25 protein-coding genes and 1 tRNA gene are annotated in these 25,422 nt (G+C 62.5%); 21 read left to right on the forward strand and 5 right to left on the reverse strand.

Annotation, left to right across the window (positions count from 1 at the left end; all coding sequences use genetic code 11):
• Nucleotides 1-58: 58 nt before the first annotated feature.
• A complete protein-coding gene (locus PHO31112_RS04960) occupies nt 59-583 on the reverse strand; it encodes a gamma carbonic anhydrase family protein (RefSeq protein ID WP_039373653.1) in 525 nt (174 codons plus the stop codon).
• Nucleotides 584-632: 49 nt separating this feature from the next.
• On the opposite strand from PHO31112_RS04960, the gene PHO31112_RS04965 reads away from it, so the two are divergent.
• The 10 genes from PHO31112_RS04965 to PHO31112_RS05010 all read left to right on the forward strand — a co-directional run bounded on the left by PHO31112_RS04965 (nt 633) and on the right by PHO31112_RS05010 (nt 9,703).
• Nucleotides 633-1,604, forward strand: coding sequence for a ferritin-like domain-containing protein (locus PHO31112_RS04965; RefSeq protein WP_150619490.1), 972 nt, complete (start codon nt 633-635; stop codon nt 1,602-1,604).
• An 81-nt stretch (nt 1,605-1,685) separates the two neighbouring features.
• On the forward strand, nt 1,686-2,576 hold the full coding sequence (locus tag PHO31112_RS04970; protein ID WP_150619491.1) for an alpha/beta fold hydrolase: 891 nt from the start codon (nt 1,686-1,688) through the stop codon (nt 2,574-2,576).
• Between the two features lie 141 nt (nt 2,577-2,717).
• Nucleotides 2,718-3,551 carry a 3',5'-nucleoside bisphosphate phosphatase gene (locus PHO31112_RS04975; protein WP_150619492.1) on the forward strand — a complete coding sequence of 278 codons (834 nt, stop codon included), beginning with the start codon at nt 2,718-2,720 and terminating at the stop codon, nt 3,549-3,551.
• Nucleotides 3,552-3,563: 12 nt separating this feature from the next.
• Nucleotides 3,564-4,190 (forward strand): L-threonylcarbamoyladenylate synthase, encoded by a 627-nt coding sequence (locus PHO31112_RS04980; protein ID WP_150584678.1) that lies wholly within the window; start codon nt 3,564-3,566, stop codon nt 4,188-4,190.
• Between the two features lie 73 nt (nt 4,191-4,263).
• Nucleotides 4,264-4,929, forward strand: coding sequence for a site-2 protease family protein (locus tag PHO31112_RS04985; RefSeq protein ID WP_150619493.1), 666 nt, complete (start codon nt 4,264-4,266; stop codon nt 4,927-4,929).
• A 25-nt stretch (nt 4,930-4,954) separates the two neighbouring features.
• Nucleotides 4,955-6,157, forward strand: a complete 1,203-nt coding sequence (locus PHO31112_RS04990) for a tryptophan--tRNA ligase (protein WP_150619494.1) — start codon at nt 4,955-4,957, stop codon at nt 6,155-6,157.
• Nucleotides 6,154-6,750 (forward strand): class I SAM-dependent methyltransferase, encoded by a 597-nt coding sequence (locus tag PHO31112_RS04995; protein WP_150619495.1) that lies wholly within the window; start codon nt 6,154-6,156, stop codon nt 6,748-6,750. Before PHO31112_RS04990 ends, PHO31112_RS04995 begins: the two co-directional genes overlap by 4 nt.
• Nucleotides 6,751-6,792: 42 nt before the next feature.
• Nucleotides 6,793-7,710: a 4-hydroxy-tetrahydrodipicolinate synthase gene (gene dapA, locus PHO31112_RS05000; RefSeq protein ID WP_150619496.1), complete on the forward strand. Its 918-nt coding sequence runs from the start codon at nt 6,793-6,795 to the stop codon at nt 7,708-7,710.
• 50 nt (nt 7,711-7,760) lie between these two features.
• Nucleotides 7,761-8,903: an outer membrane protein assembly factor BamC gene (gene bamC, locus PHO31112_RS05005; protein WP_150619497.1), complete on the forward strand. Its 1,143-nt coding sequence runs from the start codon at nt 7,761-7,763 to the stop codon at nt 8,901-8,903.
• An 8-nt stretch (nt 8,904-8,911) separates the two neighbouring features.
• On the forward strand, nt 8,912-9,703 hold the full coding sequence (locus PHO31112_RS05010) for an MBL fold metallo-hydrolase (protein ID WP_150619498.1): 792 nt from the start codon (nt 8,912-8,914) through the stop codon (nt 9,701-9,703).
• Nucleotides 9,704-9,832: 129 nt separating this feature from the next.
• Here the strand turns inward: PHO31112_RS05010 and PHO31112_RS05015 are convergent, their stop codons facing one another.
• Together PHO31112_RS05015 and PHO31112_RS05020 are read right to left on the reverse strand one after the other, a co-directional pair.
• Nucleotides 9,833-10,093, reverse strand: coding sequence for a hypothetical protein (locus PHO31112_RS05015; protein ID WP_150619499.1), 261 nt, complete (start codon nt 10,091-10,093; stop codon nt 9,833-9,835).
• A 178-nt stretch (nt 10,094-10,271) separates the two neighbouring features.
• A complete protein-coding gene (locus PHO31112_RS05020; RefSeq protein WP_150619500.1) occupies nt 10,272-11,492 on the reverse strand; it encodes a ribosomal protein uL16 3-hydroxylase in 1,221 nt (406 codons plus the stop codon).
• Nucleotides 11,493-11,691: 199 nt separating this feature from the next.
• On the opposite strand from PHO31112_RS05020, the gene PHO31112_RS05025 reads away from it, so the two are divergent.
• Nucleotides 11,692-12,219 (forward strand): FKBP-type peptidyl-prolyl cis-trans isomerase, encoded by a 528-nt coding sequence (locus PHO31112_RS05025; RefSeq protein ID WP_010807422.1) that lies wholly within the window; start codon nt 11,692-11,694, stop codon nt 12,217-12,219.
• A 139-nt stretch (nt 12,220-12,358) separates the two neighbouring features.
• On the opposite strand, the gene PHO31112_RS05030 is transcribed toward PHO31112_RS05025, so the two are convergent.
• Together PHO31112_RS05030 and mutS are read right to left on the reverse strand one after the other, a co-directional pair.
• On the reverse strand, nt 12,359-13,717 hold the full coding sequence (locus PHO31112_RS05030) for a hypothetical protein (RefSeq protein ID WP_150619501.1): 1,359 nt from the start codon (nt 13,715-13,717) through the stop codon (nt 12,359-12,361).
• 6 nt (nt 13,718-13,723) lie between these two features.
• Nucleotides 13,724-16,432, reverse strand: a complete 2,709-nt coding sequence (mutS, locus tag PHO31112_RS05035) for a DNA mismatch repair protein MutS (protein WP_150619502.1) — start codon at nt 16,430-16,432, stop codon at nt 13,724-13,726.
• A gap of 310 nt (nt 16,433-16,742) precedes the next feature.
• Between mutS and PHO31112_RS05040 the strand changes: the two genes are divergently transcribed.
• The 10 genes from PHO31112_RS05040 (at nt 16,743) to PHO31112_RS05085 (ending at nt 25,283) form a co-directional block, all read left to right on the forward strand.
• A complete protein-coding gene (locus PHO31112_RS05040) occupies nt 16,743-18,716 on the forward strand; it encodes a sensor domain-containing diguanylate cyclase (protein WP_150619503.1) in 1,974 nt (657 codons plus the stop codon).
• 245 nt (nt 18,717-18,961) lie between these two features.
• Nucleotides 18,962-19,333 (forward strand): response regulator transcription factor, encoded by a 372-nt coding sequence (locus tag PHO31112_RS27890; protein WP_281355080.1) that lies wholly within the window; start codon nt 18,962-18,964, stop codon nt 19,331-19,333.
• Nucleotides 19,334-19,748: 415 nt separating this feature from the next.
• The gene (locus tag PHO31112_RS05050) at nt 19,749-20,753 is read left to right on the forward strand and encodes an NAD(P)H-quinone oxidoreductase (RefSeq protein ID WP_150619505.1); all 1,005 of its coding nucleotides are present in this window, start codon (nt 19,749-19,751) and stop codon (nt 20,751-20,753) included.
• A gap of 181 nt (nt 20,754-20,934) precedes the next feature.
• Nucleotides 20,935-21,702, forward strand: coding sequence for a triose-phosphate isomerase (gene tpiA, locus PHO31112_RS05055; protein WP_150619774.1), 768 nt, complete (start codon nt 20,935-20,937; stop codon nt 21,700-21,702).
• Between the two features lie 94 nt (nt 21,703-21,796).
• Nucleotides 21,797-22,165 carry a preprotein translocase subunit SecG gene (gene secG, locus PHO31112_RS05060; protein ID WP_150619775.1) on the forward strand — a complete coding sequence of 123 codons (369 nt, stop codon included), beginning with the start codon at nt 21,797-21,799 and terminating at the stop codon, nt 22,163-22,165.
• A 141-nt stretch (nt 22,166-22,306) separates the two neighbouring features.
• Nucleotides 22,307-22,391: transfer RNA gene (locus PHO31112_RS05065), tRNA-Leu, on the forward strand.
• Between the two features lie 130 nt (nt 22,392-22,521).
• Nucleotides 22,522-22,881 (forward strand): NADH-quinone oxidoreductase subunit A, encoded by a 360-nt coding sequence (locus PHO31112_RS05070; protein ID WP_010807414.1) that lies wholly within the window; start codon nt 22,522-22,524, stop codon nt 22,879-22,881.
• 47 nt (nt 22,882-22,928) lie between these two features.
• A complete protein-coding gene (locus PHO31112_RS05075) occupies nt 22,929-23,408 on the forward strand; it encodes a NuoB/complex I 20 kDa subunit family protein (protein ID WP_010807413.1) in 480 nt (159 codons plus the stop codon).
• Nucleotides 23,409-23,420: 12 nt separating this feature from the next.
• Nucleotides 23,421-24,020, forward strand: coding sequence for an NADH-quinone oxidoreductase subunit C (locus PHO31112_RS05080; RefSeq protein ID WP_150619506.1), 600 nt, complete (start codon nt 23,421-23,423; stop codon nt 24,018-24,020).
• Nucleotides 24,021-24,029: 9 nt separating this feature from the next.
• Nucleotides 24,030-25,283 carry an NADH-quinone oxidoreductase subunit D gene (locus PHO31112_RS05085; protein WP_010807411.1) on the forward strand — a complete coding sequence of 418 codons (1,254 nt, stop codon included), beginning with the start codon at nt 24,030-24,032 and terminating at the stop codon, nt 25,281-25,283.
• The last annotated feature ends 139 nt before the right edge of the window (nt 25,284-25,422 follow it).

Here is a 25,422-nt window from a genome sequence, read left to right on the forward strand (position 1 = left end):
GCCGGCAGCGCAGGCCCGTGCGCCGGTCTGCCGACGCGCGTTGCCGCCGATGGTTCGCTCAGCCGATACGCACCAGTTGTTCCTTGAAGACCTGACGGCGTGTCGCGTAGACATCCGCGTTGCGCTTCAGGTTGGCGACTTCTTCGTCGGTCAGTTCGCGTACGACCTTGGCGGGCACGCCCAGAATCAGGGAGCGGTCGGGAAAGGTCTTGCGTTCGGTGACCAGCGCCCCTGCGCCCACCAGGCTGTCGCGGCCGATGACCGCGCCATTGAGCAGCACGGCCTGAATGCCGATCAGCGAGTTCTCGCCCACCGTACAGCCGTGCAGCATCGCTTGATGGCCGACGCTTACGCCGTTGGCCAGCGTGAGCGGATAGCCCGGGTCGGCATGCAGGACGGCACCTTCCTGTACGTTCGTGCCCACACCGACCTTGATCGGCTCGTTGTCGCCGCGGATCGCCACCCCCGGCCAAACGCTGCTGTTCTCGGCGAGGATCACCTCGCCAATGATGGTGGCAGTGTCGGCCACGAAAGCACTCTCGTGGATCTGCGGGGTCTTGTCTCCAAGTTTATAGATCGGCATAGCGGCTTCGGTTCGCGGTTAAAATCGACGAAATAGCTATTGTAACGTCATGGCCGATTTCACTCCCGTGCCCGGCGGCGATGCTGCCCGCAACGCCTTTTCCGGCAGTTCCATCCAATACTCCCCGTCTGGCGACACCTTCGTCGTGCCCGGTTGTGCCCGCGAGCGCGCGCTCGGGCTTCTGCGCCTGTGCGATCCGTATGAGAAGGCTGAGGGCGTGGCGGCGCTTCGCGATGCAGTGCGCGAAGGCGCCGTGCACTGGCTCCCAGAACGGCGCTTCGATGCGGCTGAAGCCGCTGAAGTGAACGGGGGGACAGGGTCGTCCGATCCGGCTGGCGAAGCCGAAGCGCGCGATGCGGGCATTCCGGGACGTCCGGCATTGCCGCAGTTGGTGTCTCCGCGAGAACTGAAGCACCGCGCTGTCACGTCGGTGGAAGGGCGCGCCGCATTGCTGCACGCGCTCGCCCATATCGAATTCAACGCGATCAATCTCGCGCTCGACGCCCTATGGCGCTTCGATGGCCTGCCTGCCGCGTATTACGACGACTGGCTGCGGGTCGCCGCGGAGGAAGCGTATCACTTCACGCTGCTCTCGACGCATCTGAAATCGTTGGGCGATGCCTACGCCTACGGATGCTTCCCGGCGCACGACGGTCTGTGGGAGATGGCGCGCAGGACGTCCGGTGACTGGCTGGCGCGCCTTGCCCTGGTGCCGCGTACGCTGGAGGCGCGCGGATTGGACGCCAGCCCGCCGATCAAGGCGAAGCTCGCCAGCGCAGGCGACGCCGCCGGTGCGGCCATTCTCGACATCATCCTGCGCGACGAAATCGGGCATGTCGCCATCGGTAACCGTTGGTATCGCTGGGGCTGCGAGCGCGCCGGATGCGATCCCATCGAGACGTATTCCCGGCTGGCCGTCCAGTACCGTGCGCCGCGCCTGCGAGGGCCGTTCAATCTGGAGGCACGCCGGGCGGCGGGCTTCGACGACGACGAACTCGCAGCCCTTCAGGCGGGTGAGTGACGGCGTGGCCGATGCGCCAATTTTTGAGCCGATATACTCGGCGTTCCTCAATCGTTTCGCTCTTCACTATCCGCCAGCGTCATGACCGATTCGCGATCCGAATTTCTGACTGTGCGCGGCCTGCGCCATCATGTCCGGCAGTGGGGCACGCCCGGTGCACCGAAGCTGTTTTTACTACACGGGTGGATGGACGTGTCGGCGTCGTTCCAGTTCGTGGCCGAAACGCTGGCGCAGCGCTGGCATCTGCTTGCCCCCGACTGGCGCGGCTTCGGCCTCACGGACTGGCCGGTGGCTGACGGCCGCTGTGGCAGCTACTGGTTTCCCGACTATCTCGCCGATCTCGAGGCCCTGCTCGACGTCTACACTGAGCCCGGCGACGCCATCAACCTGATCGGTCACAGCATGGGCGGGAATGTCGCCTGCCTGTATGCCGGGGTGAGGCCGGCTCGGGTTCGGCGGCTCGTGAATCTGGAGGGCTTCGGTCTGCCGCCGTCCCAGCCGATTGCGGCGATTCGTCAGTTGGGTCGGTGGCTCGACGATCTGCAAAGCGTGCCGACGCTGCGTCCGTACGCTACGCTTGACGCGGTGGCCGCGCGGCTGCGCAAGACGAATCCGCGTCTCCCCCCCGAACGGGCGGCGTGGCTGGCCCAACGGTGGGCACGCCAGGCGCGCGACGGGCAATGGCATTTGCTTGCCGACGCGGCGCACAAGATCGCGAATCCGTATCCGTACCGGCTCGATGAGGCAATGGCGGTGTGGAGCAACGTGAGCGCACCGGTGCTGCATGTGGAGGCGACGGAGTCGGAAGTGCTGCAGCACTTCGTCGGGGCGCAGGGGAAGGAAGCGTTCCGCGAGCGTTTTGAGGTCTTTCCGAATTTGACGGAAGCCTTCGTGGCCGATGCGGGCCACATGCTGCATCATGATCAACCGGAAGCCGTGGCACGGCTGATCGACGACTTCTGCCGGGCGTAAGCCGATATATGCGGGTGTGAGCGAGCGCTAGTGCGCGAGCAACTCGCGCAGCGTGCACTTGAGAGGTAGAATGAAGCCGTCATTACAACGTCACTCGCCGGTGTCCGGCGGGTCAGACGTGTCACAGCCTGGCGGCTCATCATGCTCAACGCGGATCTTCATTGTCATTCCAAAGTCTCGGACGGTACGCTTACGCCGTCTGAAGTCGCGCAGGTCGCTTTCGAGGCCGGTGTCGACCTGTGGGCATTGACGGATCACGATGAGATCGGCGGCCAGCGCGAAGCGCGTGCGGCGGCCGAGGCGCTTGGCATGCGTTACGTGAGCGGCGTGGAGATTTCCATCACGTGGGCCAATCGCACGGTGCATATCGTCGGGTTGAACATCGACCCCGACAACCCCACGCTGATCGATGGCCTTGCGGCCACGCGCGGCGGGCGGGCGACACGCGCCGAGCAGATGAGCGAGCAACTGGCTGCGGCGGGTATTCCGAACGCCTACGAAGGGGCGCTGCGCTACGTTGGCAATCCTGACCTGATTTCGCGCACCCACTTCGCGCGGTATCTGGTGGAAATAGGCAAATGCGCGTCGGTCTCGGACGTGTTCGCGAAGTATCTTGCCGAGGGGCGTCCCGGCTATGTGCCGCACCGCTGGGCAACGCTCGAAGATTCCGTGAAATGGATTCGTGGCGCGGGCGGCATTGCCGTCGTGGCGCACCCGGGCCGTTATAAATTTTCACCACTCGAATTCGGGGTACTGTTCGATCAGTTCCGCGAACTTGGCGGCGAAGCGATTGAAGTAATTACCGGCAGCCACACGCCGGAGCAGTATCGCGAGTATGCCGATGTCGCGCGTCAGTACAATTTTCTGGCGTCGCGCGGCTCGGATTTCCATGGACCGACCGAGAGCCGCGCGCTCCTCGGCAAGCTGCCTGCGTTGCCCGACGATCTCACCCCGGTCTGGAGCCGCTGGCAGTAACCTTCCGACGCTATGTCGCAATTCTTCCAGATTCATCCGGAAAATCCTCAGTCACGACTCATCAAGCAGGCCGCCCAAATCATCGACAAGGGCGGCATCGTGGCGTTGCCGACCGATTCGAGCTACGCGATCGCCTGTCATATCGACGATAAACAAGCCGTCGATCGTCTGCGCCGTATTCGTGGCCTCGACGAGAAGCAACTGCTGTCGCTGCTGGTGCGCGATCTGTCGGAGTTGGCGGAGTTCGCCATGGTGGACAACCGGCAGTACCGATTGATCAAGGCGACCACGCCGGGGCCGTACGTCTTCATTCTCGAGGCGACGAAGGAAGTGCCGCGCCGTCTCTCCCATCCATCGCGAAAGACCATTGGTTTACGGGTGCCGGAGCATGCCATTACGCTCGCGTTGCTCGAGGAGCTGGGCCAGCCGCTGCTCGCCACTACGCTGATTTTGCCGGGTGAAACCGAGCCGCTGAACGACCCTGAAGAGATTCGCGAGCGGCTGGAAAAGCAACTGGATCTGGTGATCGATGGCGGCGCTTGTCCGAAAGAGCCGTCGACGGTGATCGATCTGACAGTGACGCCGCCCGAGGTGTTGCGTCGCGGGCGCGGCTCGCTGGCGCCATTCGGGCTGTCGTGACGGGACGCATACCGCCATCTTTGCAATGCGCGGTAATACTGGCGTGCGGGTCTGCTTGTTACAATACCCGGCTATGAATGCAGACCTGATCCAGACCATTGCGGTCTACGCGCTCCCCGTCCTCTTTGCGATTACGTTGCACGAGGCCGCGCACGGCTACGTCGCCAAGTATTTCGGCGACCCCACGGCCTATCTGATGGGACGTGTGACGCTCAATCCCCTCAAGCATATCGACCCGATCGGTACGGTGCTCGTGCCGCTCGCGCTTTACTTCATGACGAGCGGGGCATTTCTGTTCGGCTACGCGAAGCCGGTGCCGGTGGCCTTCGGCAGCTTGCGCAATCCGCGCGTCGATACGATCTGGGTGGCGCTCGCCGGTCCGCTCTGCAATTTCGTTCAGGCGATACTTTGGGCCGTGTTCGGACTGGGCCTGCAAGTGGTCGGCGTTCACGAGCCGTTCTTCATGATGATGGCGCAGGCGGGGCTGCTGGTGAACCTCGTGATGTGCATGTTCAACCTGTTTCCCGTGCCGCCGCTCGATGGCGGCCGCGTGCTCGTGTCGCTGCTGCCGGCGCGTGCTGCCTACACGCTCTCGCGGGTGGAACCCTTCGGCTTTTTCATCGTGATGGCGCTGGTGGTGAGCGGCGTGCTTGGCCGTGTGTGGCTGTGGCCGCTCATCCAATGGGGGCGAGACGTCATCGTCTGGATGCTCACGCCGCTGCTTTCGCTGGTTTCCTGAAGTTTTTGCAGAACACAACAAGACCATGTACCCCGAACGCGTTTTTTCCGGCATGCGACCGACCGGTCGTCTGCACCTCGGCCACTATCACGGCGTGCTCAAGAACTGGATTCGGCTTCAGTCGGAGTACCCGTGCTACTTCTGTGTGGTCGACTGGCATGCGCTCACCACGCACTATGAAACGCCGGAAGTCATCGAGCAGAACGTATGGGACATGCTGATCGACTGGCTGGCGGCAGGCATCGATCCGAACCAGGCCACGCTCTTCATCCAGAGCAAGGTGCCCGAGCACGCCGAACTGGCGCTGCTCATCGGCATGAGCACCCCGTTGGGCTGGCTCGAACGCGTGCCGACATACAAGGAGCAGATCGAGAAGCTCAAGGAAAAAGACCTGTCGACGTACGGCTTCCTGGGGTATCCCGTGCTCATGGCGGCCGACATTCTGCTTTACCGCGCGCTGCATGTGCCGGTGGGGGAAGATCAGGTGCCGCACGTGGAAATGACCCGCGAGATCGCGCGTCGCTTCAACTACCTTTACGGCCGCGAAGCCGGCTTCGAGGAGAAGGCGCTGGCGGCTGCGCGCAAGCTCGGCGGCAAGCGCTCGAAGCTGTATCTGGAACTGCGTACGGCCTATCAGGAGCAGGGGGACGATGAAGCGCTCGAGCAGGCCCGCGCGATGCTCTCCGAGTCGCAGTCGCTGCCGCTGGGAGACCGCGAACGGCTCTTTGGCTACCTCGAAGGCGCGCGCAAGCTGATTCTGGTCGAGCCGCAGGCGTTGCTCACGCCAGCGTCGCGCATGCCGGGGCTCGACGGCCAGAAGATGTCGAAATCCTATAACAACACCATTGGTCTGCGCGAAGACGCGGAATCGATCACCAAGAAGGTGCGTACGATGCCGACCGATCCGGCGCGTGTGCGTCGCACCGATCCGGGCGATCCCGAGAAGTGCCCGGTGTGGCAACTGCATCAGGTCTACAGCGACGACGATACGCGCGACTGGGTGCAGAAGGGCTGCCGCAGCGCCGGTATCGGTTGCCTCGAGTGCAAGCAGCCGGTCATCGACGGCATTCTGCGCGAGCAGCAACCAATGCTCGAGCGCGCGCAAAAGTACATGGACGATCCGTCGTTGCTGCGCGCCATCGTGGCCGATGGCTGTGAGAAAGCTCGAAAATCCGCGCAGGAAATCATGCGCGACGTGCGCGAAGCCATGGGGCTGCAATATTCATGACGCATGCTGGCGTTCCCGGCATGATGCACGGCGTGGGCGCTCCGTCGCCGTGGCTGGTGCGTTGGGCGCATCTGATTCCATCGGGGGCGCGTGTCCTCGATCTGGCGTGCGGCCACGGGCGTCACGCGCGCTGGCTTGCGGCACGGGGTGCGCACGTCACCGCCATCGATCGCGACGAGGCGGCGCTTGCCACCATGTCAATGCTGCCGAACGTCACAACACTGGCGGCCGATCTCGAAGGCGCGCCTTGGCCGTTGGCCGAGGGCGCAACGTTCGATGCCGTCGTTGTCACGAATTATCTGCACCGGCCGTTGCTCTCGCACATTGCCGCCAGTGTGGCGCCGGGCGGCGTGCTGATTTACGAAACCTTTGCGCAGGGAAACGAAAGATACGGAAAACCGTCCAATCCGCTGTTTCTGCTGGCGCCGGGTGAATTGCTTGACGCGGCGCGCATGGCGGATTTGCGCGTGACCGCCTTCGAGGATGTCACGTTGCCGGCACCACATGCGGCGTGCGTCCAGCGTCTGTGCGCGACGCGCGCCACCCCCGGGGAAAACCCCGGCACTGCCGCGCTGTACGAGGCGACCGCGTAATCCGCTACAATCCACCCTTATCGCTGAATTGTTCGATCAACCATGACTACCCAAACTCCGATTCAAGGCAGTATCGTCGCGATTGTCACACCGATGGCAGAAGACGGCAGCCTTGACCGTGAAGCACTGCGTAACCTGATCAATTGGCATGTCGATGAAGGCACTGACGGCATCGTGATCGTCGGTACGTCGGGTGAATCGCCGACCGTGAACGTCGAAGAGCATTGCGAACTCATTGAGATCGCCGTGCAGCAAACGGCGGAAGCCGGCGCGTCGCGCGGGCGCAAGGTGCCGGTGATCGCCGGCACGGGCGGTAATTCGACGGCCGAGGCCATCGAGCTGACGAAGCACGCAAAGCAGGTCGGCGCCGATGCATCGCTTCAGGTCGTGCCGTACTACAACAAGCCCACTCAGGAAGGCCAGTACCAGCACTTCCGCGCCATTGCCGAAGCCGTTGAGCTGCCGGTCATCCTCTATAATGTGCCCGGCCGTACCGTGGCAGACGCCAGCAACGATACGCTGCTGCGTCTGGCGCAAGTGCCCGGCATCGTCGGCGTGAAAGACGCCACGGGTAATCTGGATCGTGGTATCGACCTGATCCGGCGTGCCCCGAAGAGCTTTGCCGTGTATAGCGGCGACGACCTGACGGCAGTTGCGCTCATGCTCATGGGCGGTCAGGGTAATATCTCGGTCACTGCCAACGTGGCGCCGCGTGCGATGCACGAATTGTGCGTCGCTGCGCTGGCCGGCAATGTGGCCAAGGCACGGGAACTGCAATTCCAGTTGTTTGAACTGCACCGTGCCATGTTCGTCGAAGCCAATCCGATCCCCGTGAAGTGGGCGCTGCAACAGATGGGCATGATCGCGTCGGGCATCCGCCTGCCGCTCACGCCGCTTGCGCAGGCGTACCAGGACACGGTGCTGGGTGCTCTCAAGTCGGCCAACATCGCCGTTGTCTAAGCTGTCGTTCAAGCACCCGGGTTCGATTGCCCACCCTTTTTTTGCGACTCATGAAACGAATCGTCAGTAATTCCGTAGCTCGTCCCGTGCTGGCATGGGCCGCTATTGCCTCGTTGGCCCTCGTCGCCGGATGCAGTTCCCTCTCGGGTGCCTTGTCCTCAGATAAGGTGGACTACAAAAGCTCGAAGACCGGCCCCTCGCTCGACGTTCCACCGGATCTGACGAACGTTCAGGCCGCTGATCGCAAGTACGTGACACCGGCCGGTGCCGCCACGCTGTCGACCTACGAGACGCAGCAGAAGGTCGTGGCGACGAACCCGACGGACACCGTGCTGCCGGCTGTGCCTGGCATGAAGGTCGTGCGCGATGGCAACGAGCGCTGGCTGGTGATTCAGAAGGCTCCTGGCGATCTGTGGCCGACGCTGCGTGAATTCTGGCAAGAGAATGGCTTCGTGCTGACGATCGACTCGCCTGACACGGGCGTGATGGAAACCGATTGGGCAGAGAATCGTGCCAAGCTGAATCAGGACATCATCCGGGATCTGCTTGGCAAGGTGCTCGACGGTCTGTACTCGACCGGCGAACGCGACCGCTTCCGCACCCGCGTGGAACGTGATCCGAATGGCGGCACGGACGTCTACATCACGCATCGTCGCATGGTGGAAGTGTTCACGAACTCGCAGAAGGACACGACCAAGTGGGAGCCGGCGCCGAATGATCCGGGCCTCGAGGCGATCTTCCTGACCAAGCTGATGCAACGCTTCGGCGCGCAGGTGGAGCAAGCCCAAGCCCAGGTTGAGGGCGCCAAGACGGGCGTGCCGACGAGCCAGGTCGTGAAGACGGCGGACGCGGCCTATCTTGATATCAACGAGCCGTTCGATCGCGCATGGCGTCGCGTCGGTGTGGCGCTCGATCGCGGTAACTTCACCGTGGACGATCGCGACCGTGCGAAGGGTCTGTACTTCGTGAGCTACGTCGATCCGGCAACGCTCGCCAAGGACAATGGTTTCTTCTATAGCCTGTTCCATGCGAAGGAAGTGCAGGACAGCAAGAAGGCCAAGAAGTACAGCGTGAACGTGCAAGGGCGCGGCGACAACCAGACGCGCGTGCAAGTGCTGGACGACAAGGGTAACGTCGACAATTCGCAGATCGCGCAGACGATCATCAGCGTGATTGGCAACCAGCTCCGTTAAGGCGGGGTGTGCGATTCGCCAGTTTAGGCAGTGGCAGCGAAGGTAATGCCCTGCTGGTGGAGGCGTCGGAAGGCGCCTCCACGACACGTATTCTTCTCGATTGCGGTTTCTCGATGCGGGAAGTCGAGCGGCGCCTCGCGGCACGCTCGATCGATGTGACGTCGCTCGACGCCATCGTCATCACGCATGAGCATGCCGACCACGTCGGCAGTGCCCTTTCCCTCACGCGCAAGTACCGGATTCCTCTCATCATGAGTTGGGGAACGGGGCAGGCCGTCAAAGCACACGCAACCCTCAAGGCTGGCGACGACGATGCGCTCGTACGCTGGTGTCGTTCCGACGAGCCTTTGGCGGTAGGGGGTATCGAGCTTCACCCCTACACCGTGCCTCACGATGCGCGTGAACCGCTTCAGTTCGTGTTTTCCGACGGCGTACGCCGCTTGGGCGTGCTCACGGATGCCGGGTGCCCGACCGCTCACTTGATCGCCACACTGGGCGGCTGCGATGCCTTGGTGCTCGAATGCAACCATGATCGCGAGATGCTGGCCAATAGCAAGTATCCGGCGTCGCTCAAAGCGCGAATTGGTGGTATCTACGGTCATCTGGCGAACGAGGCGGCCGCGGAGATTCTGGCGGCGATCGACAGAGCGAAGCTGCAGCGCGTGATTTGCGCGCATTTGAGCGAGCAGAACAACACGCCTGAACTGGCCATGGCGGCGATGTCCGCTGTCATCGGCACTGAGGCAACGGAGATACTCGTGGCGACGCAGGCAGGGGGCTTTGACTGGTTGACGTGCTAGCGGCGTAGGCCCGTCGCATTGAGCGGTCGGCAGGGCGGGGTGCCCAGGGCGGATACGAAGCGCAGGAATGAAAAAAAGCCGGTCGAAAGACCGGCTTTTTTTGCTCAACTGCCTTGCGGCAGCGAAAGCTTACTTGCTGGCAGCAGCTTCAGCGGCCGAAGCGACCGTGTCAGCAGCAGCACCAGCAGCCGAAGCGACCGTGTCAGCGGCAGCACCAGCAGCCGAAGCGACCGTGTTAGCAGCAGCGCCAGCAGCCGAAGCGGCCGCATCAGCAGCAGCCGTAGCAGCCGAAGCGGCAGCGTCAGCGGCCGGAGCGGCGGCTTCTTCCTTCTTGCCGCAGGCGGTCAGGGCGATAGCCAACAACGAAGCGACGAGGAGAGACTTCTTCATGATCACGTCCTTTTATGGTAGAAGACAAGCGAATGAATATTAATTACGGTAATACGCTCTTGCCAGCGCAAAGCCGATTGCGAGACATTGGCAATTGAGGATTACCCTTGGTCATGCAAGCTGCTTGGCGAGAAATTATATTGGGTTTTCCCCGACGCGTCACGTCAATCTCGCGCATTTACCCCGCTTTTTTCCTTACGGCGCGCAACTTTCGCACGGTCTTCGAGTCTGGTTCGAGTTGCAGCCATCCCGAAGCATACCAATCGTACAGAATTTCGACGATTTCTTGGCTATTTTGCTCGAAATTCGCACATTCCTCGGCATTCAATCGACGGTGGTCGGCAAGGCGCCGTAACGTCGATCTTGCACTGACGGGGACTTCGAGCGGCTCACCGTTGACGTAGTATCGGTTGCGTCGATACAACAATTGTGTCTTCGCCGAGAGCGCCAGGCCGCGCAACGACGCTTCGCGCACGAAACGCGTCTCTGAAAGCGGCGTTTCCGGCGGGTCGAAAAACACATGCGACTTTGGTTCGCTCAACCAGCGCCCAAGGAAGTCCTCCACCTCTTTCTGTCCCCAACGCACCTTTTCGAGTTGCGAGACGAGCGTGTCGATCATGGCATCGGGCAGCGCGGCAGGATGCTTGACGGCAGATTGCGACGGATCGGCGTATCGCCCAGCGAAATGACGTGCGAACGGCAATTCGGGGGCGTTCTCGGCAAGGTAGTACAGGAAGTTCTGAAGCATCTCCTGCTCTAGCGGCGCGCGAAAACCGATCGAGTACGTCATGCACTCGCCTTCGGCGACACCGTCATGCGCATAGCCTGGCGGCAGATACAGCATGTCGCCTGGCTCGAGCACCCACTCCTCTTCGGCGTCGAAGTGCTTCAGGATGCGCAGCGGCACACCCTCGAGCCATGTGGTGTCACGTTGCGGCCCGATGCGCCAGCGGCGCTTGCCATGCGCTTGAAGCAGAAAGACGTCGTAGGAGTCGAGATGCGGCCCGACGCCGCCGCCATCGGTGGCGTAGCTGATCATCACGTCATCGAGACGAGCGTCGGGAATGAAGCGAAACTGTTGCATGAGGGCGTCGACGGCCGGCGCGTGCAGATTCACGCCTTGCACGAGAAGCGTCCATTGTTTGCGCGTGAGCGGCGGCAAATCGGTGGTGTCGAACGGGCCGTGCTCGAGTTGCCAGCGCTTGCGCGCGTGGCTGATGAGTCGAGATTCGACGTCGTCCTGCGCGGCGAGTGCGAACAGCGCGTCGCGCGAGAGCGGTGCCGTAAAGCCGGGGATCGCTTGCCGGATGAGTAGCGGGCGCTTGTGCCAGTAGCGCTTCATGAAAGCTTCGGGCGCGAGGCCGCCGAGCAGGGGCGATGTGGAGTGGGATGTCGTCATGCGTAGATCGATGCGTTAAAAGTGACGGCGTCGTCGGTCACCCGATGGCAGCCCGGCGCGTGCTTGCGCGAGGTGCAGGAATGAACACAATGCGAACACGCGGTGCGCTCGCTCGCGGACCTCGATGTCACCTTAGGTTGCTGCCGGGGCGCTGTCATACGGCTGCGCGTATAATGCGGGCTGTTTTCCGGAGAGTTTGATGAAGATCGAAAAGAATACCGTCGTCTCGGTGACTTACAAGTTGTCGGACGCTCAGGGCAACCTGATCGAAGAAAGCGGCGCCGAGCCGATGGTTTATCTGCACGGCGGCTATGATGGCACGTTCCCCAAGATCGAGGAAGCGCTCGATGGGCAGGACGTTGGCTATGAGGCGCAACTGCAACTGGAACCGGCCGACGCGTTCGGCGACTACGATTCCGAGTTGATCAAGGTCGAAGAGCGTGGCCGCTTCCCGGAGCCGCTGGAAGTCGGCATGCAGTTCGAAGGCACGCCGGAAGATGGTGACGATGAGTCCGACACGTTGATCTACACGGTGACGGACGTTGCCGACGACAAGGTCGTGCTCGACGGCAATCATCCGCTCGCGGGCATGGCGCTGCGGTTCGATCTGAAGGTGACCGACGTGCGTCAGGCGACGGAAGAGGAAATCGAGCACCAGCACGCGCATGGCGCGTCGGGTCTCGAGGTCGTCGACGAAGACGAAGACGACGCACCGACGCTGCACTGAGTTTTCGGCGTCGCTCTGCTACCCCAGGGCAAGGCAGGCGACGCACGACGTGCGAAAGCCGTATCAGAACATTCGCCGGGTCCGGCGCATTGCCTATCGCGATGCGCCGGGCTCGGCGTTTGCATTTCAAGGGCCTCGCTCAGCGGCTGTGCGCGGCGGGATGTGTGGCCGTGTTGGGCGCGCGCGCGGGGCCGATGGGCGTGACGCCCTGATTGGGGTCCGAACTGACCGAGCTGACCGAACTGGCGCCGGTGGCCAGACCGGACGGCGGATAGAGCGCGGAGTACGGCGCGGCGTAGGGCGTGACGCCTGGGAGGCTGGCGGACGTTCTGCCGGGCTCGGGATTCGGCGTGACGACTGCTGCCGGTGCCGTGCCACTGCCGCGCTGAGCGTTGGCCGCTGCCGCGCTATTGGGAGGGAGCGTCACGCTCTCGAAGCGGAACAGTTGCGGCGTACGCGGATCGACGCGCACGCGCACCCAGCGGTTTGCCGTGGGCGAGCCGTAGCTACTCAGCTGTGTGAATGACTTGACCGGCGCGCCGTGGGCATCGCGCAACGGTTGCGTGTGGCGCATCGTCTTGCCGCTGTCGATCAACAGGATCGGCCCTTTGAAGCGATTGGCAAGGCGCAGCAACTGCGCACGGAAATCCTTGTAGCCATCAATCCCACGCCGTCCGGACCGCTCCGAGAAGATGCCGCCCAGACCACCGCTGCGCGCCGGTTCGAACTCCGGGTCGGCTTGCGCGACGATGACGATGCCAATGGCGTCCTTCTGTTGTGCGTAGGCCGTCGCATGCTGCAACCAGACACGCGTTGCAATGACCCGATCTTCGTATTCGCCGTTGCGTCCCCCGGCCGAGCGGTAATTGTTGTTGTTGCCCGGAAGGTTCAGGCCGACGAACACCACGCCGCGATAGAACCACCGCACGTTCTCGTGATACTGGCGAAAGCGTGCCATGTCGCTCTGACGCGTGATATCGAACTGTGCGTAACCCACGGGGCCTGGGCCGAGCAGCGCATCGTCGTTGAACGCGTGATCGCGCAGAAAATCGAGACGCTCCACGGGGTTGTAGCTTCCCTCGCTGGCGCGCTGGCAATCGGCCCAGTCGTTAGCGCCGGGCACATAGATAAGCGGCTTGGGAGAACTGGCGAGCAGACTCAGGCGCTGCGTGATGAGTTCGTCACGGCACGACTCCGCGACGTCTTTGATATTGCCCGCGTGAACGACGAATGCGGCCTGCGTGTCGCCGATATTGGTCAGCACGCTGCGCACCACGGGCACTTCGGCATTCCCGAACGGGGTATTGCCGAGTACGGCAAAATCAAACGGCGGCGGTTTGGGCGCGCTCTTGGCCGCAGCCTTTACGGCAGGCTTCGCGTTGTTCTGCGACGCCGCTGCCAATGTCGAGCCCGTCGTCAGCGCAAGTGCCGCGAAGCACACCGCCAACAAGCCGGAGCGAGTGTGGCAAGGAGCACGCAGGCGACGCAGTTTCAACATGGAAAGTCAGTGGTTCGCGCGGCCGTCCATCAGGCCTCGCAGTTCATACAACAGTTCAAGCGCTTCGCGGGGACGAAGGTCGTCCGGATCGATCTGTGCCAGACGCGCCAGCGCGGCCTCGGCGTCCGGGTCGAGCGCGGCGGCCCGAGGCGTCGTATCAGGCGTCTCTTGACGTGCCGTCGCGCCGCCGGAATCGTCGTCAAGATCGTCCTCGATGGGCACGCGCGTCGCGAACAGATCGAGTTGCGGTGCGGCCGGATCGAGCGCCTGCTGTTCGAGCAACGCAAGATGCTTGCGCGCCGCGCGAATGACCGGCATCGGCACCCCGGCGAGCTGCGCGACCTGCAAGCCGTAGCTCTGGCTCGCGGGGCCATCCTGAACCGCGTGCAGGAACACAATGCCTTCGCCATGTTCCACGGCCGACAGATGCACGTTCGCGCATTGCGGGAATTCGTCCGGGAGTTGCGTCAGTTCGAAATAGTGCGTGGCGAACAACGTGTAGCAGCGATTGTGACCGAGCAGGTGCCGCGCAATCGCCCATGCGAGCGCGAGGCCATCGAACGTCGATGTGCCGCGTCCGATTTCGTCCATCAGCACCAGGCTCTGGTCGGTTGCCGTATGCAGAATCGCCGCCGATTCGGTCATTTCGACCATGAACGTCGAGCGTCCGCCCGCGAGGTCGTCCGAGGCGCCGATACGTGTGAAGATGGCATCGAGCGGCCCGAGGCGCACGGCCTCGGCGGGCACGTAGCAGCCCACGTAAGCGAGCAGGGCGATCAGCGCGGTCTGACGCATGAACGTTGACTTACCGCCCATGTTCGGGCCGGTGATGAGCAGCAGACGGCGGGCATCGCCCAGCGAACAATCGTTGGCGATGAAGCGCTCAACCTGTTGCTCGACGACCGGATGACGGCCCTGACGAATGTCCACCACGCGCTCTTGCACTAACTCGGGTTTTACCCAGCCCAGTGTCTCGGCGCGTTCGGCCAGTGCGGAGAGAACGTCGAGTTGGGCGAGTGCCTGCGCAATGCGTTTGAACTCAGTGATGTGCGGCAACAGAGCTTGCAACAGCGCGTCGTACAGCAGTTTTTCCCGGGCGAGCGAACGCTCCTGCGCAGACAGCGCCTTGTCTTCGAATGTCTTCAGTTCCGGCGTGATGTAGCGCTCGGCATTCTTGAGCGTCTGACGGCGACGATAGTCGTCGGGCACCTTGTCGGTCTGGCCGCGCGTGACTTCAATATAAAAGCCATGCACCTTGTTGAACTCGACACGCAAATTGTTGATGCCGGTACGGGCACGCTCGCGCGTTTCCAGATCAATGAGGAACTGTCCGCAGTTCTCCGAGATGTCGCGCAACTCGTCGAGGTCGGCATCGTAGCCGCGTGCGATGACGCCGCCGTCGCGCACCATGGCGGCCGGGTCTTCCGCAATGGCGCTCGTGAGCAGCGCGAGTGCGGCGTCGGGAATGGCGAGGTCTTCGTGCAGGATGGCGAGCAGTGGCGAGCTCGCTTCGACGGCGCGCAGTGTGGTGTGTAGCTCGGGCAGACGGCGCAAGGCATCGCGCAGGCTCGACAGATCGCGTGGACGCGCCGTGAGCAGTGCCAGACGTGCCGTAATCCGTTCGACGTCCGCCACATGCCGCAGTTCGCTGTTCAGTGCGCGCCACGTGCCGGGGCCTTCGAGCAACGTGGCGATGGCCAGTTGGCGCGACTGCGGCACCTGCTGATCTCGCATCGGGTGGTGAAGCCAATGACGCATCAGGCGGCTGCCCATCGTGGTGCCGCAGGTGTCGAGCAGCGAGAGCAGCGTTGGCGATTCGGTGCCGCGCAGCGTCTCGGTGAGTTCCAGATTGCGCCGGGTGGCGGCGTCCAGGCCAATATAGGCCGCTTCCCGCTCCACGTTCAGACTTTGCACATGGCGCAGCGACTGGCCCTGCGTAGCGGCTGCGTATTGCAGCAGCGCACCGGCCGCACCGAGCGCGGGGTTCAGACCATCGCAACCGAAGGCCGTCAGACTGGCAACGCCGAGTTGATCGCGCAGACGCTGCGTGCCGGCAGCCGTGTCGAAATGCCAGTCGGGCACCCGGGTCGTGGTGCCGAGGGAAAGGCCCTCGAATGTTTTCAAGGCGCTATCCGGCACGAGTGTCTCGGCCGGGCGGATGCGCTCCAGCTCTCGCGGCAGCTTATCGGCGGCCACTTCCATCAGGCGCAGTTCGCCGCTGGCGAGCGATAGCCACGCGAGGCCGGCGATGCATTCGCTGGCGCGCCGAGCCGGGGGCATCTGCACAGCGAGCAGATACTGATCGACCTTGTCGCTGAGCAGGGCGGCGTCGGTCAGTGTGCCGGGGGTGACGATGCGCACGACTTTGCGCTCCACGGGGCCCTTGGCCGTGGCCGGGTCACCGATCTGCTCGCAGATGGCGACCGATTCCCCGAGCTTGACCAGCTTGCCCAGATATTGCTCCACGGCGTGATGGGGAACGCCGGCCATGCGGATCGGTTGGCCGCCGGACTGGCCGCGCGCGGTGAGCGTGAGGTCGAGCAGGCGCGCCGCCTTGGCGGCGTCGTCATGGAACAGCTCGTAGAAGTCGCCCATGCGATAGAAGACGAGCATGTTCGGATGCTCGGCCTTGATGCGCGTGTACTGCTGCATCATCGGCGTCATCGGTGCGGCGGAGACGGGGGCGGGGGCAGGGGTAGCTTGGGTGCTCGTCATGAGTGAATTCGGGTCGGGCGAGTCGGGGCACGGTGCCTTAGGCAGGTGGCACCTGCCGGGAGGATCTCGCGGTGAGCCGGCATGCAGCGCGCCGGTTCGCACCATCGTGGCGCGTTGGATGCGCAATTTTACGACGGGTTTGACCCGGTCTGTCATGCGACGTGCTGCGATGTTGCCTTCGGGTGTCCGGAAACATGTCGCGTGAAGGCGGCGGGATGACTCTCAAGTTTCCCGAAAATGTGCCGTTTCGGTTGGTAAGCTCCGCAAAAATTACCAAAAAGCAGCGCAAGCTACTCTCGCACGGGTCAGTATGGTGAAGTCGTTGAAGGGACGAGTCGCGTTGGCGACAGCGCTCGTCTCGATGGTATTGATCGTCGGTGTGGCCGTTGGCATCGAGTTTTTCGTTTACGGGGAATTGCGAAATTCGATGCAGGCGCAGCTTGACTCGCAGGTCAAGCTCGTGGCCGAGCAACTCGACGACAAATTACGGGGGAAGTTTCTCGCACTGCATCGTATGTCCCGCCATATCGGCGATCTCCACGCCATAACACCCGCGCAGTTCGACACCTTTGCCAGCATGTCGGTGTCGATGCCGGAAACGTTCAACACGCTTTTCGTGGCCGCTCCCGACGGCCGCGTGCTCTACGACTCGACGTTCCCCGCCACGCCCTTCAATATTGCTGATCGCGATTACTTCCGGCAACTGCTCGCAGGCGCGCCGCAGGCGGCCTCAAGCGTGATTGCGGGCAAGATCACGCGCTCGCCGGGCATCGTGCTCGCTGTGCCCGTCACCGATGCACAGGGTAAGGTGACGGCCGTGATCGGTGGGGCGGTCAATCTGCTGCGGCAGAACTTCATCGTCGATCTGGCAAGCAATGCCATCGGCGAGACGGGGCGTTACTGTTTGGTCACCAACGAAAATCCGGCGCGGTATGTCATTCAGGCCGACGTGACCAAGATTCTCACCCCGGTGGGGCCGGCGCAGACGTTGTGCGGCATACGCGATCCCGGCCGGCACGAGATCGTCCACATGCACCCGCTGGTCGCGCGCGCGATCATGACGACGACCGGGTGGTCGGTCGTGGCGGTGGTGCCCGGCGCCGAAGCCTTCGATCCGCTCGCGCGGGTGCGGCGCCGCGTCATCATGCTCGCGATCGCCGCCATCGGTATTGCGGCGTTTGCAATGTGGTGGATGGCGCGGCGCATGTTGCGTCCGCTCGACACGCTGCGCGATCTCGTACAGCGCAGCGCCGGCGATATGCGTGCCGTGCAATCGCTGCCCGTGCAGCGGGCCGATGAGATCGGGGCACTCGCGAACACGTTTCGCGACATGATGGAGCAGTTGGGCGATCATACGGAGGCGCTGGAAATATCGCGCGAGGCTGCACGCGCGAACGTGCGTCGCATGCAGGAGATCGCAGACCGCGTGCCCTATTTGGTGGCGTTTCTCGACAGTGAGGAGCGCTTCGCGTTCGTGAACCGGGCCTGTGAGCAGCGATTACGCCACTCGCGCGAACGCATTCTCGGCGCCACGGCGCGCGAGTTGTTCGGCCCGTCGCTGTATCGTGAATTCGCGCCTTATCTGTCGCGGGCATATGCGGGCGAGGCCGCGACCTTCGTCTGGGATTTCGGCGAAGACGCCGCGTATCGCTGCTTTGAAGTGAGTTATCAACCGGAGTGGGCGTCGCAGAACGTGCTCGCCGGCGTTCACGTATTTGTGCGCGACATCACTGTAGAGCGTTCGAACGAGCGGCGCTGGCGACGCGAATCGCACACCGATCACCTCACGGGGCTGCTCAATCGCAAGGGGTTCGATCAGGCGCTGGCCAACGCCGTGCGGCGTGCGCGCGAAGGCGCCGGGGCGCAGGCGCTGCTGTTCGTCGATCTGGATCGCTTCAAGGTGGTCAACGACACCTGGGGCCATGCGCTGGGCGACGAACTGCTTCGGCGGCTGGCCAAGCGGCTTGTGGCGAGCGTGCGTGAGAGCGATGCCATCGCCCGTTTCGGTGGTGACGAATTTGCCGTCATCATGGGGGATGTTCAGGATGTCGTCGACGTCGAGCGCGCGGCGATGTCGATTCTCGATCTGGCGTCGCGGCCCATGATGCTGTCCGTCGGTGAGGTGAGCGTGGGGGCTTGTGTCGGCGTGGCGATGGTCGCGCGCGGTGAAGACCAGACGCCCGACATGCTGTTCCAGGCCGCAGACCGTGCGCTCTACAACGCGAAACACGGCGGACGCGGGCGCTTCGTGCTCAGCGATGGCGTGCCGGGCCGCTTCGCGTGAGCGGGCGCTCACCGGGGCAGCGAGATGTTTCGCGGATGTCGACCGTCATCGTGTGCGTTTGCCGGGAGGGCCGCCCTGCGATGCGCGTCGCGCATTAGGCAACGGCAATCGAACGCGCCATTGCGATGAGCTTCTGTAATGTTACGAGCGTGAATTGTCTGTCGCACAATGAAAGACGCCGCACGTTGGCTGCTTGCGGCAGTCGATGGAGCAGGCGTGGGAAAGTCTTCATACAGGAGGCGGGCATGAAACTTGAGGGCGGACGAAGCCGGACAACTACGCGGGCGGCTTCCGCCGCAGGGTGGCGCGAGGCTGGAGCGCGCAGTGAGCCACCGCGGGCATCGCATCGGGCGCCGCGGTCGCGGCAGCGTATCGATGGTCGGGACGACAATCCGAGGTATCTGAGTTTGTCGGTTCGCGAAAACGAAGTGTTTCACATGCTTGTCGACGGCCTGGCCGTCAATGAGATCGTTCATGTCATGCACTCGAGCGAGCGAACGATCACAGCACACGTCGCCAATATCCTGCACAAACTCGCGCTCGACGATAGTGCAGACCTGATCGGCTACGCCATTCGGCACGGGCTGATCGATGAAGGGGGGGAGGGCGTCGCCTGACGGTCTTTCCGAGGTAGGCGTCGCTGGCTTGCCCCGAACCACCGGCTTCCTCCTTTGGGGCCCAATCCGGCGCGTCGCACAAGGTCGTTACGATCCCGCGCGACGCGTCCGTTAACCGGACAGTAGGCGCATCGGCTCACGTCGCGCAAACGCTCTGCGAGCGCGTTGCCAATGTCGTCCCAACGTCCCGAATAATTCCGATTGATCGAGAACGAGCGCGAGGTTCGCTTCGTCGGCCAACACGATCGCGCGGTCGGTGATAAGGTACCGGCTCGACATAATTTTTGCGGAGGGTGCGTGTCATTGCCCGTGTGCCTGAATGCGCGCGGTGAAGGCATCATTCTCTTGACCACCCACGAGATGGGCGACCCGCTTCGATGCGAGGACTTCGCCCCCAAAACCGAGGACAGACACGATGAAGGCGATCGAGATCACCCAGTACGGCGCACCGGAAGTGCTCAAGCCCACCGAGCGCCCGCGTCCCGAACTCAAGCCGGGTGAAGTGCTTATCAAGGTGACGGCGTCGGGGGTGAACCGTCCGGACGTGCTTCAGCGCATCGGCCAGTACCCGGTGCCGCCGGGCGCTTCGGATCTGCCCGGACTCGAAGTCGCTGGCGAGATCGTCGAAGGCGCGCTCGATGGGGTAGACAACCGCTGGGGTCTGAAAGTTGGTTCGCGCGTGTGCGCGCTGGTGCAGGGCGGTGGCTATGCCGAGTATTGCGCCGCGCCGCTCGCGCAGGTGCTGCCGGTGCCAGAAGGGTTGTCGGACGTGGAGGCGGCGTCGCTACCGGAAACGTTCTTCACCGTGTGGAGCAACGTGTTCGATCGCGCCCACCTCGGCGAGACCGAGACGGGCGAGAAGGAGACGCTGCTGGTGCAAGGAGGGACGAGCGGTATCGGTGTGACGGCGATCCAGCTTGGCGTGGCGCTCGGTCATCGCGTGTTCGCGACCGCCGGTTCCGATGAGAAGGCTCGCGCATGCGAAGCACTCGGCGCGGAGCGGGGCATCAATTACAAGACCGAAGATTTCGTCGCCATCGCCAAGGAACTCACCCGCGATCGCGGCGTGGACGTCGTGCTCGACATGGTGGGCGGCGACTATCTGCCGCGTGAAGTGCAGGCGCTGGCCTTTGACGGGCGCATCGCCATCATCGCGCTGCTCGGCGGGAGCAAGGCCACGCTGGATATGGGCGCGTTACTGCGCCGCCGCCTGACGGTGACCGGCTCGACGCTGCGCCCGCGCTCGGTGGCATTCAAGGCGGCCATCGCACAGCGCCTGTACGAGAAGGTCTGGCCGCTGTTCGCGGCAGGCAAGATTCGTCCGGTGATTTATCAGACGTTCCCGGCCGAACAAGCGGACAAAGCCCACGCTTTGATGGAAACCAGTACGCACGTCGGCAAGATCGTGCTGACCTGGTAAGCACGCTTGCGTCGTTTGACGGTTGAAATCCGCGTGAAATGGGTGTTTCATGCGGATTTGCGCGTTAGAAAGCCGTCGAAATTGACCCCCATGCCCCGGACGCACTAGAATGAGAGGTTTTTCGTCCATACGCATCGGGGGATAAGGCGTGACAACTGGTACCGCAGCTTCGGCTCGCACCATCAGCCGCAAGGCTGGCAAGCTCGTCGTGGGCAATTGGAAACTGCATGGCAGTCTGGCCGGCAACGAGGCGCTTCTGGGCGACCTGCTGGCATCGCCGGTGCTGAGCGCGCCGGGCGTGATTGCGGCCGTGTGCGTGCCGTTCCCTTATCTCGCACAATGCCAGGTTCGCCTCTCTGGGCAGGTGTTGGGCTTTGGTGCGCAGGATGTCTCGGCGCAGTTGAGCGGTGCCTTCACGGGCGAAGTCGCGGCGCCGATGATTGCCGAGTTTGGTGCGCGGTTCGTGATCGTGGGGCACTCGGAGCGTCGCACGTATCACGCCGAGACCGATGCGAATGTTGCTGCCAAGACGGTGCGCGTGCTCGATGCGGGCATGACGCCGATCGTATGTGTGGGTGAGACGCTTGCCGAGCGCGAGGCCGGTAAGACGACGGCGGTGGTGACGCGTCAGCTCGAGGCGGTACTCGCAGCGCTGACGGTGGAGCAGGCCGCGCGGATCGTCGTCGCTTACGAGCCGGTCTGGGCGATTGGTACGGGCAAGACGGCGACCTCGGCCGAGGCGCAGGAGGTGCATGCCCATCTGCGATCGCTGTTGCGCGCGAAGGGTGAGGCAGTCACGGACGTGGCGGTGTTGTACGGTGGCAGTGTGAAGCCGGACAACGCGGCCGAACTGTTTTCGATGGCGGACGTCGATGGTGGTCTGATCGGCGGCGCGGCATTGAAGGCGGCCGATTTTCTGGCGATTTGCGAGGCGGGACTGTCGCGCTGATTGCCAATGCCATGTTTCGTAATGGCATGAAATAGTCATGATGCAGTGCGTCAAAAATGCACTGCAAATCGGATTCTTCTATACGGGTGATGAGATGGGGTTGTTGAAAACGTTGTTGATCGTGGTGCAGGTGCTTTCGGCGCTGGGCATCATCGGTCTGGTGTTGCTTCAGCATGGCAAGGGCGCCGATATGGGCGCTGCATTCGGTAGCGGTTCGTCGGGTAGTCTCTTCGGTGCATCGGGCTCTGCAAACTTTCTGTCGCGTACCACGGCAATGCTGGCGGCCATATTCTTCGTGACCACGCTGGGTCTCACGTATCTCGGTTCGTATAAGCCGGCAGCAAACATCGGTGTCCTTGGTAATTTGCCTGCCGCGACTTCGCCGGCAACGGCGTCGGCACCTGCTGCCGCAAGCGTTCCGGCACCGGCTTCTGTGGCCAATCCGCAGGGCGTGCCCAAGTAATTGAAGATAGCTTTGTGACAAGTAATAAGCTGTAAAGAAAATCGAAAAAAATCGATTTGTGCATTGAACAAAAGGTGGAAGGGCGCTACTATAGCGGTCTTGAAGCGATTCGTAAGTGACAGCGGATTGCAGACTATGAATGCCGACGTGGTGAAATTGGTAGACACGCTATCTTGAGGGGGTAGTGGCGAAAGCTGTGCGAGTTCGAGTCTCGCCGTCGGCACCACAGTTCTACGATGCCAGCCTTGCGTTTATGCTTTGGCTGGCATTTTATTTTGTGCTCACCGTTCATCCGCTTTCCGGTCCCCACGCCATCGACGAGAGCGGTTCTTTGAACTAACCGAAAGAGGGTAGAGTTGAACCTCGGAACCTATTATCCCGTCCTGCTGTTTCTTCTGGTAGGTGGCGGTCTTGGGGCGGTACTGATTGGGGTTGGTAAATTCCTCGGCCCCAACAAACCCGACAGCGAAAAACTCTCTCCGTACGAGTGCGGCTTCGAGGCTTTCGAAGACGCGCGCATGAAGTTCGATGTGCGCTACTATCTCGTCGCCATCCTTTTCATCCTGTTCGATCTCGAAACGGCATTTCTGTTTCCGTGGGGCGTGGCCCTGCGCGATATCGGCTGGGTGGGCTTTATCTCCATGATGGGTTTCCTGCTTGAACTGCTCGTCGGTTTCGTGTTCCTGTGGAAGCGCGGTGCGCTTGACTGGGAATAAGACCGTCAACGTATTGGCAGCATTGCAGAAGGATTCAGGGTAAGCATATGAGCATCGAAGGGGTTTTGCGCGAAGGGTTCGTCACCACCACGGCTGACAAACTCATCAATTGGACGCGCACGGGTTCGCTTTGGCCGATGACGTTCGGTCTTGCGTGTTGTGCCGTTGAAATGATGCACGCCGGCGCGGCGCGTTACGATCTGGACCGGTTTGGCGTGGTGTTCCGCCCGAGTCCGCGTCAGTCGGACGTGATGATTGTGGCCGGTACGTTGTGCAACAAGATGGCGCCCGCGCTGCGCAAGGTGTACGACCAGATGGCCGAGCCGCGTTGGGTGATCTCGATGGGGTCGTGCGCCAACGGCGGCGGTTACTATCACTATTCCTACTCGGTGGTGCGCGGTTGCGATCGCATCGTGCCAGTCGACGTCTACGTGCCGGGCTGTCCGCCCACGGCCGAGGCGCTTGTCTACGGCATCATCCAGTTGCAGTCGAAGATCAAGCGGACTGCGACGATCGCGCGTAAATAACCGCTCCCGCCCATGTCTACACTAGAACAACTCAAGACCACCCTGCAAAACGTGCTTGGCACTCGTGCCGAGCAGTTGGTGGAAGCCCTCGACGAGCTGACATTGACCGTCAAGGCAAGCGACTATCTCGAAGTGGCGCGCACGCTGCGCGATCATCCCGATCTGAAGTTCGAGCAATTGATGGATGTTGCCGGTCTGGACTATTCGGCCTACGGCGACGGTGCCTACGATGGCCCGCGCTATGCCGCCGTCTCGCATCTGCTCTCGCTCACCCACAACTGGCGTCTGCGTGTGCGCGTGTTCGCACCGGAAGACGATCTGCCGGTCGTGGCATCGCTGATCGATCTGTGGAGTTCGGCCAACTGGTTCGAGCGTGAAGCCTTCGATCTGGTCGGTATCGTGTTCGAGGGGCACCCGGACCTGCGCCGTATTCTGACGGACTACGGTTTCATCGGTCACCCGTTCCGCAAGGACTTCCCGACGTCCGGTTATGTCGAGATGCGTTACGACCCGGAACAGAAGCGAGTGATCTACCAACCGGTGACGATCGAGCCGCGCGAAATTACGCCGCGCATCATCCGCGAAGAGCATTACGCCGGTCTGAAACATTAAGGTGGCCTTGTGGCAGACATCAAGAACTACACTCTGAACTTCGGTCCGCAGCACCCGGCAGCGCACGGTGTGCTGCGCCTGGTGCTGGAGCTGGACGGCGAAGTGATCCAGCGCGCCGATCCGCACATCGGCCTGTTGCACCGTGCGACCGAGAAGCTCGCCGAATCGAAGACGTTCCTGCAATCCGTGCCGTACATGGATCGTCTGGACTACGTCTCGATGATGTGCAACGAGCACGCCTATGTGATGGCGATCGAAAAGCTGCTCGGCGTCGAAGTGCCGATTCGCGCACAATACATCCGCGTGATGTTCGACGAAATCACGCGCGTTCTGAATCACCTGATGTGGATCGGTTCCCACGCGCTCGACGTGGGTGCGATGGCGGTGTTCCTGTACGCCTTCCGTGAGCGCGAAGATCTGTTCGACGTGTATGAAGCCGTCTCGGGTGCGCGTATGCACGCGGCTTACTACCGTCCGGGCGGTGTGTACCGCGATCTGCCGGACACGATGCCGAAGTATCGTGCGTCGAAGTTCCACAACGAACGTGCGATCAAGAAGATGAACGAAGCGCGCGAAGGCTCGCTGCTGGACTTCATCGAAGATTTCGCCATCCGCTTCCCGAAGTGTGTCGACGAGTACGAAACGTTGCTCACCGACAACCGTATCTGGAAACAGCGTCTGGTCGGTATCGGCGTGGTGTCGCCCGAGCGTGCCATGCAGCTTGGCTTCTCCGGTGCGATGCTGCGTGGCTCGGGCATTGCCTGGGATTTGCGCAAGAAGCAGCCGTACGAAGTGTACGACCGCCTCGAGTTCGACATCCCGGTGGGTAAGGAAGGTGACTGCTACGACCGTTATCTGGTGCGCGTTGAAGAAATGCGCCAGTCGGCCAGCCTGATCCGCCAGTGCGTGAAATGGTTGCGTGCCAATGAAGGTCCGGTGATTACGGACAATCACAAGGTGGCGCCGCCGTCGCGAGTGGAAATGAAGTCGAACATGGAAGAGCTGATTCACCACTTCAAGCTCTTCACCGAAGGCTTCCACGTGCCCGCCGGCGAGACGTATGCCGCTATCGAGCACCCGAAGGGCGAGTTCGGCATCTATCTGGTGTCGGACGGTGCCAACAAGCCGTACCGCCTGAAAATTCGCGCGCCGGGCTTCGCCCACCTTTCTGCGCTCGACGAGATGGCAAAGGGGCACATGATTGCAGATGCTGTCGCAATCATCGGTACCCAGGACATCGTGTTCGGCGAGATTGATCGCTAAATGCGCAGCGGGCGCCCCAGGCGCCCGCAAGTTTTAATTCGGCAGGGTTTCGCAGGTCGATACCATTGCCGTTCCAGTTGCCGTGCCTGTGAGTTGCGGGCAGCCGAGATGATCGGCTCGCCCGCGCTGGCACGAGCGG

This window comes from Pandoraea horticolens (assembly GCF_902459555.1).
Classification (GTDB): Bacteria; Pseudomonadota; Gammaproteobacteria; order Burkholderiales; family Burkholderiaceae; genus Pandoraea; species Pandoraea horticolens.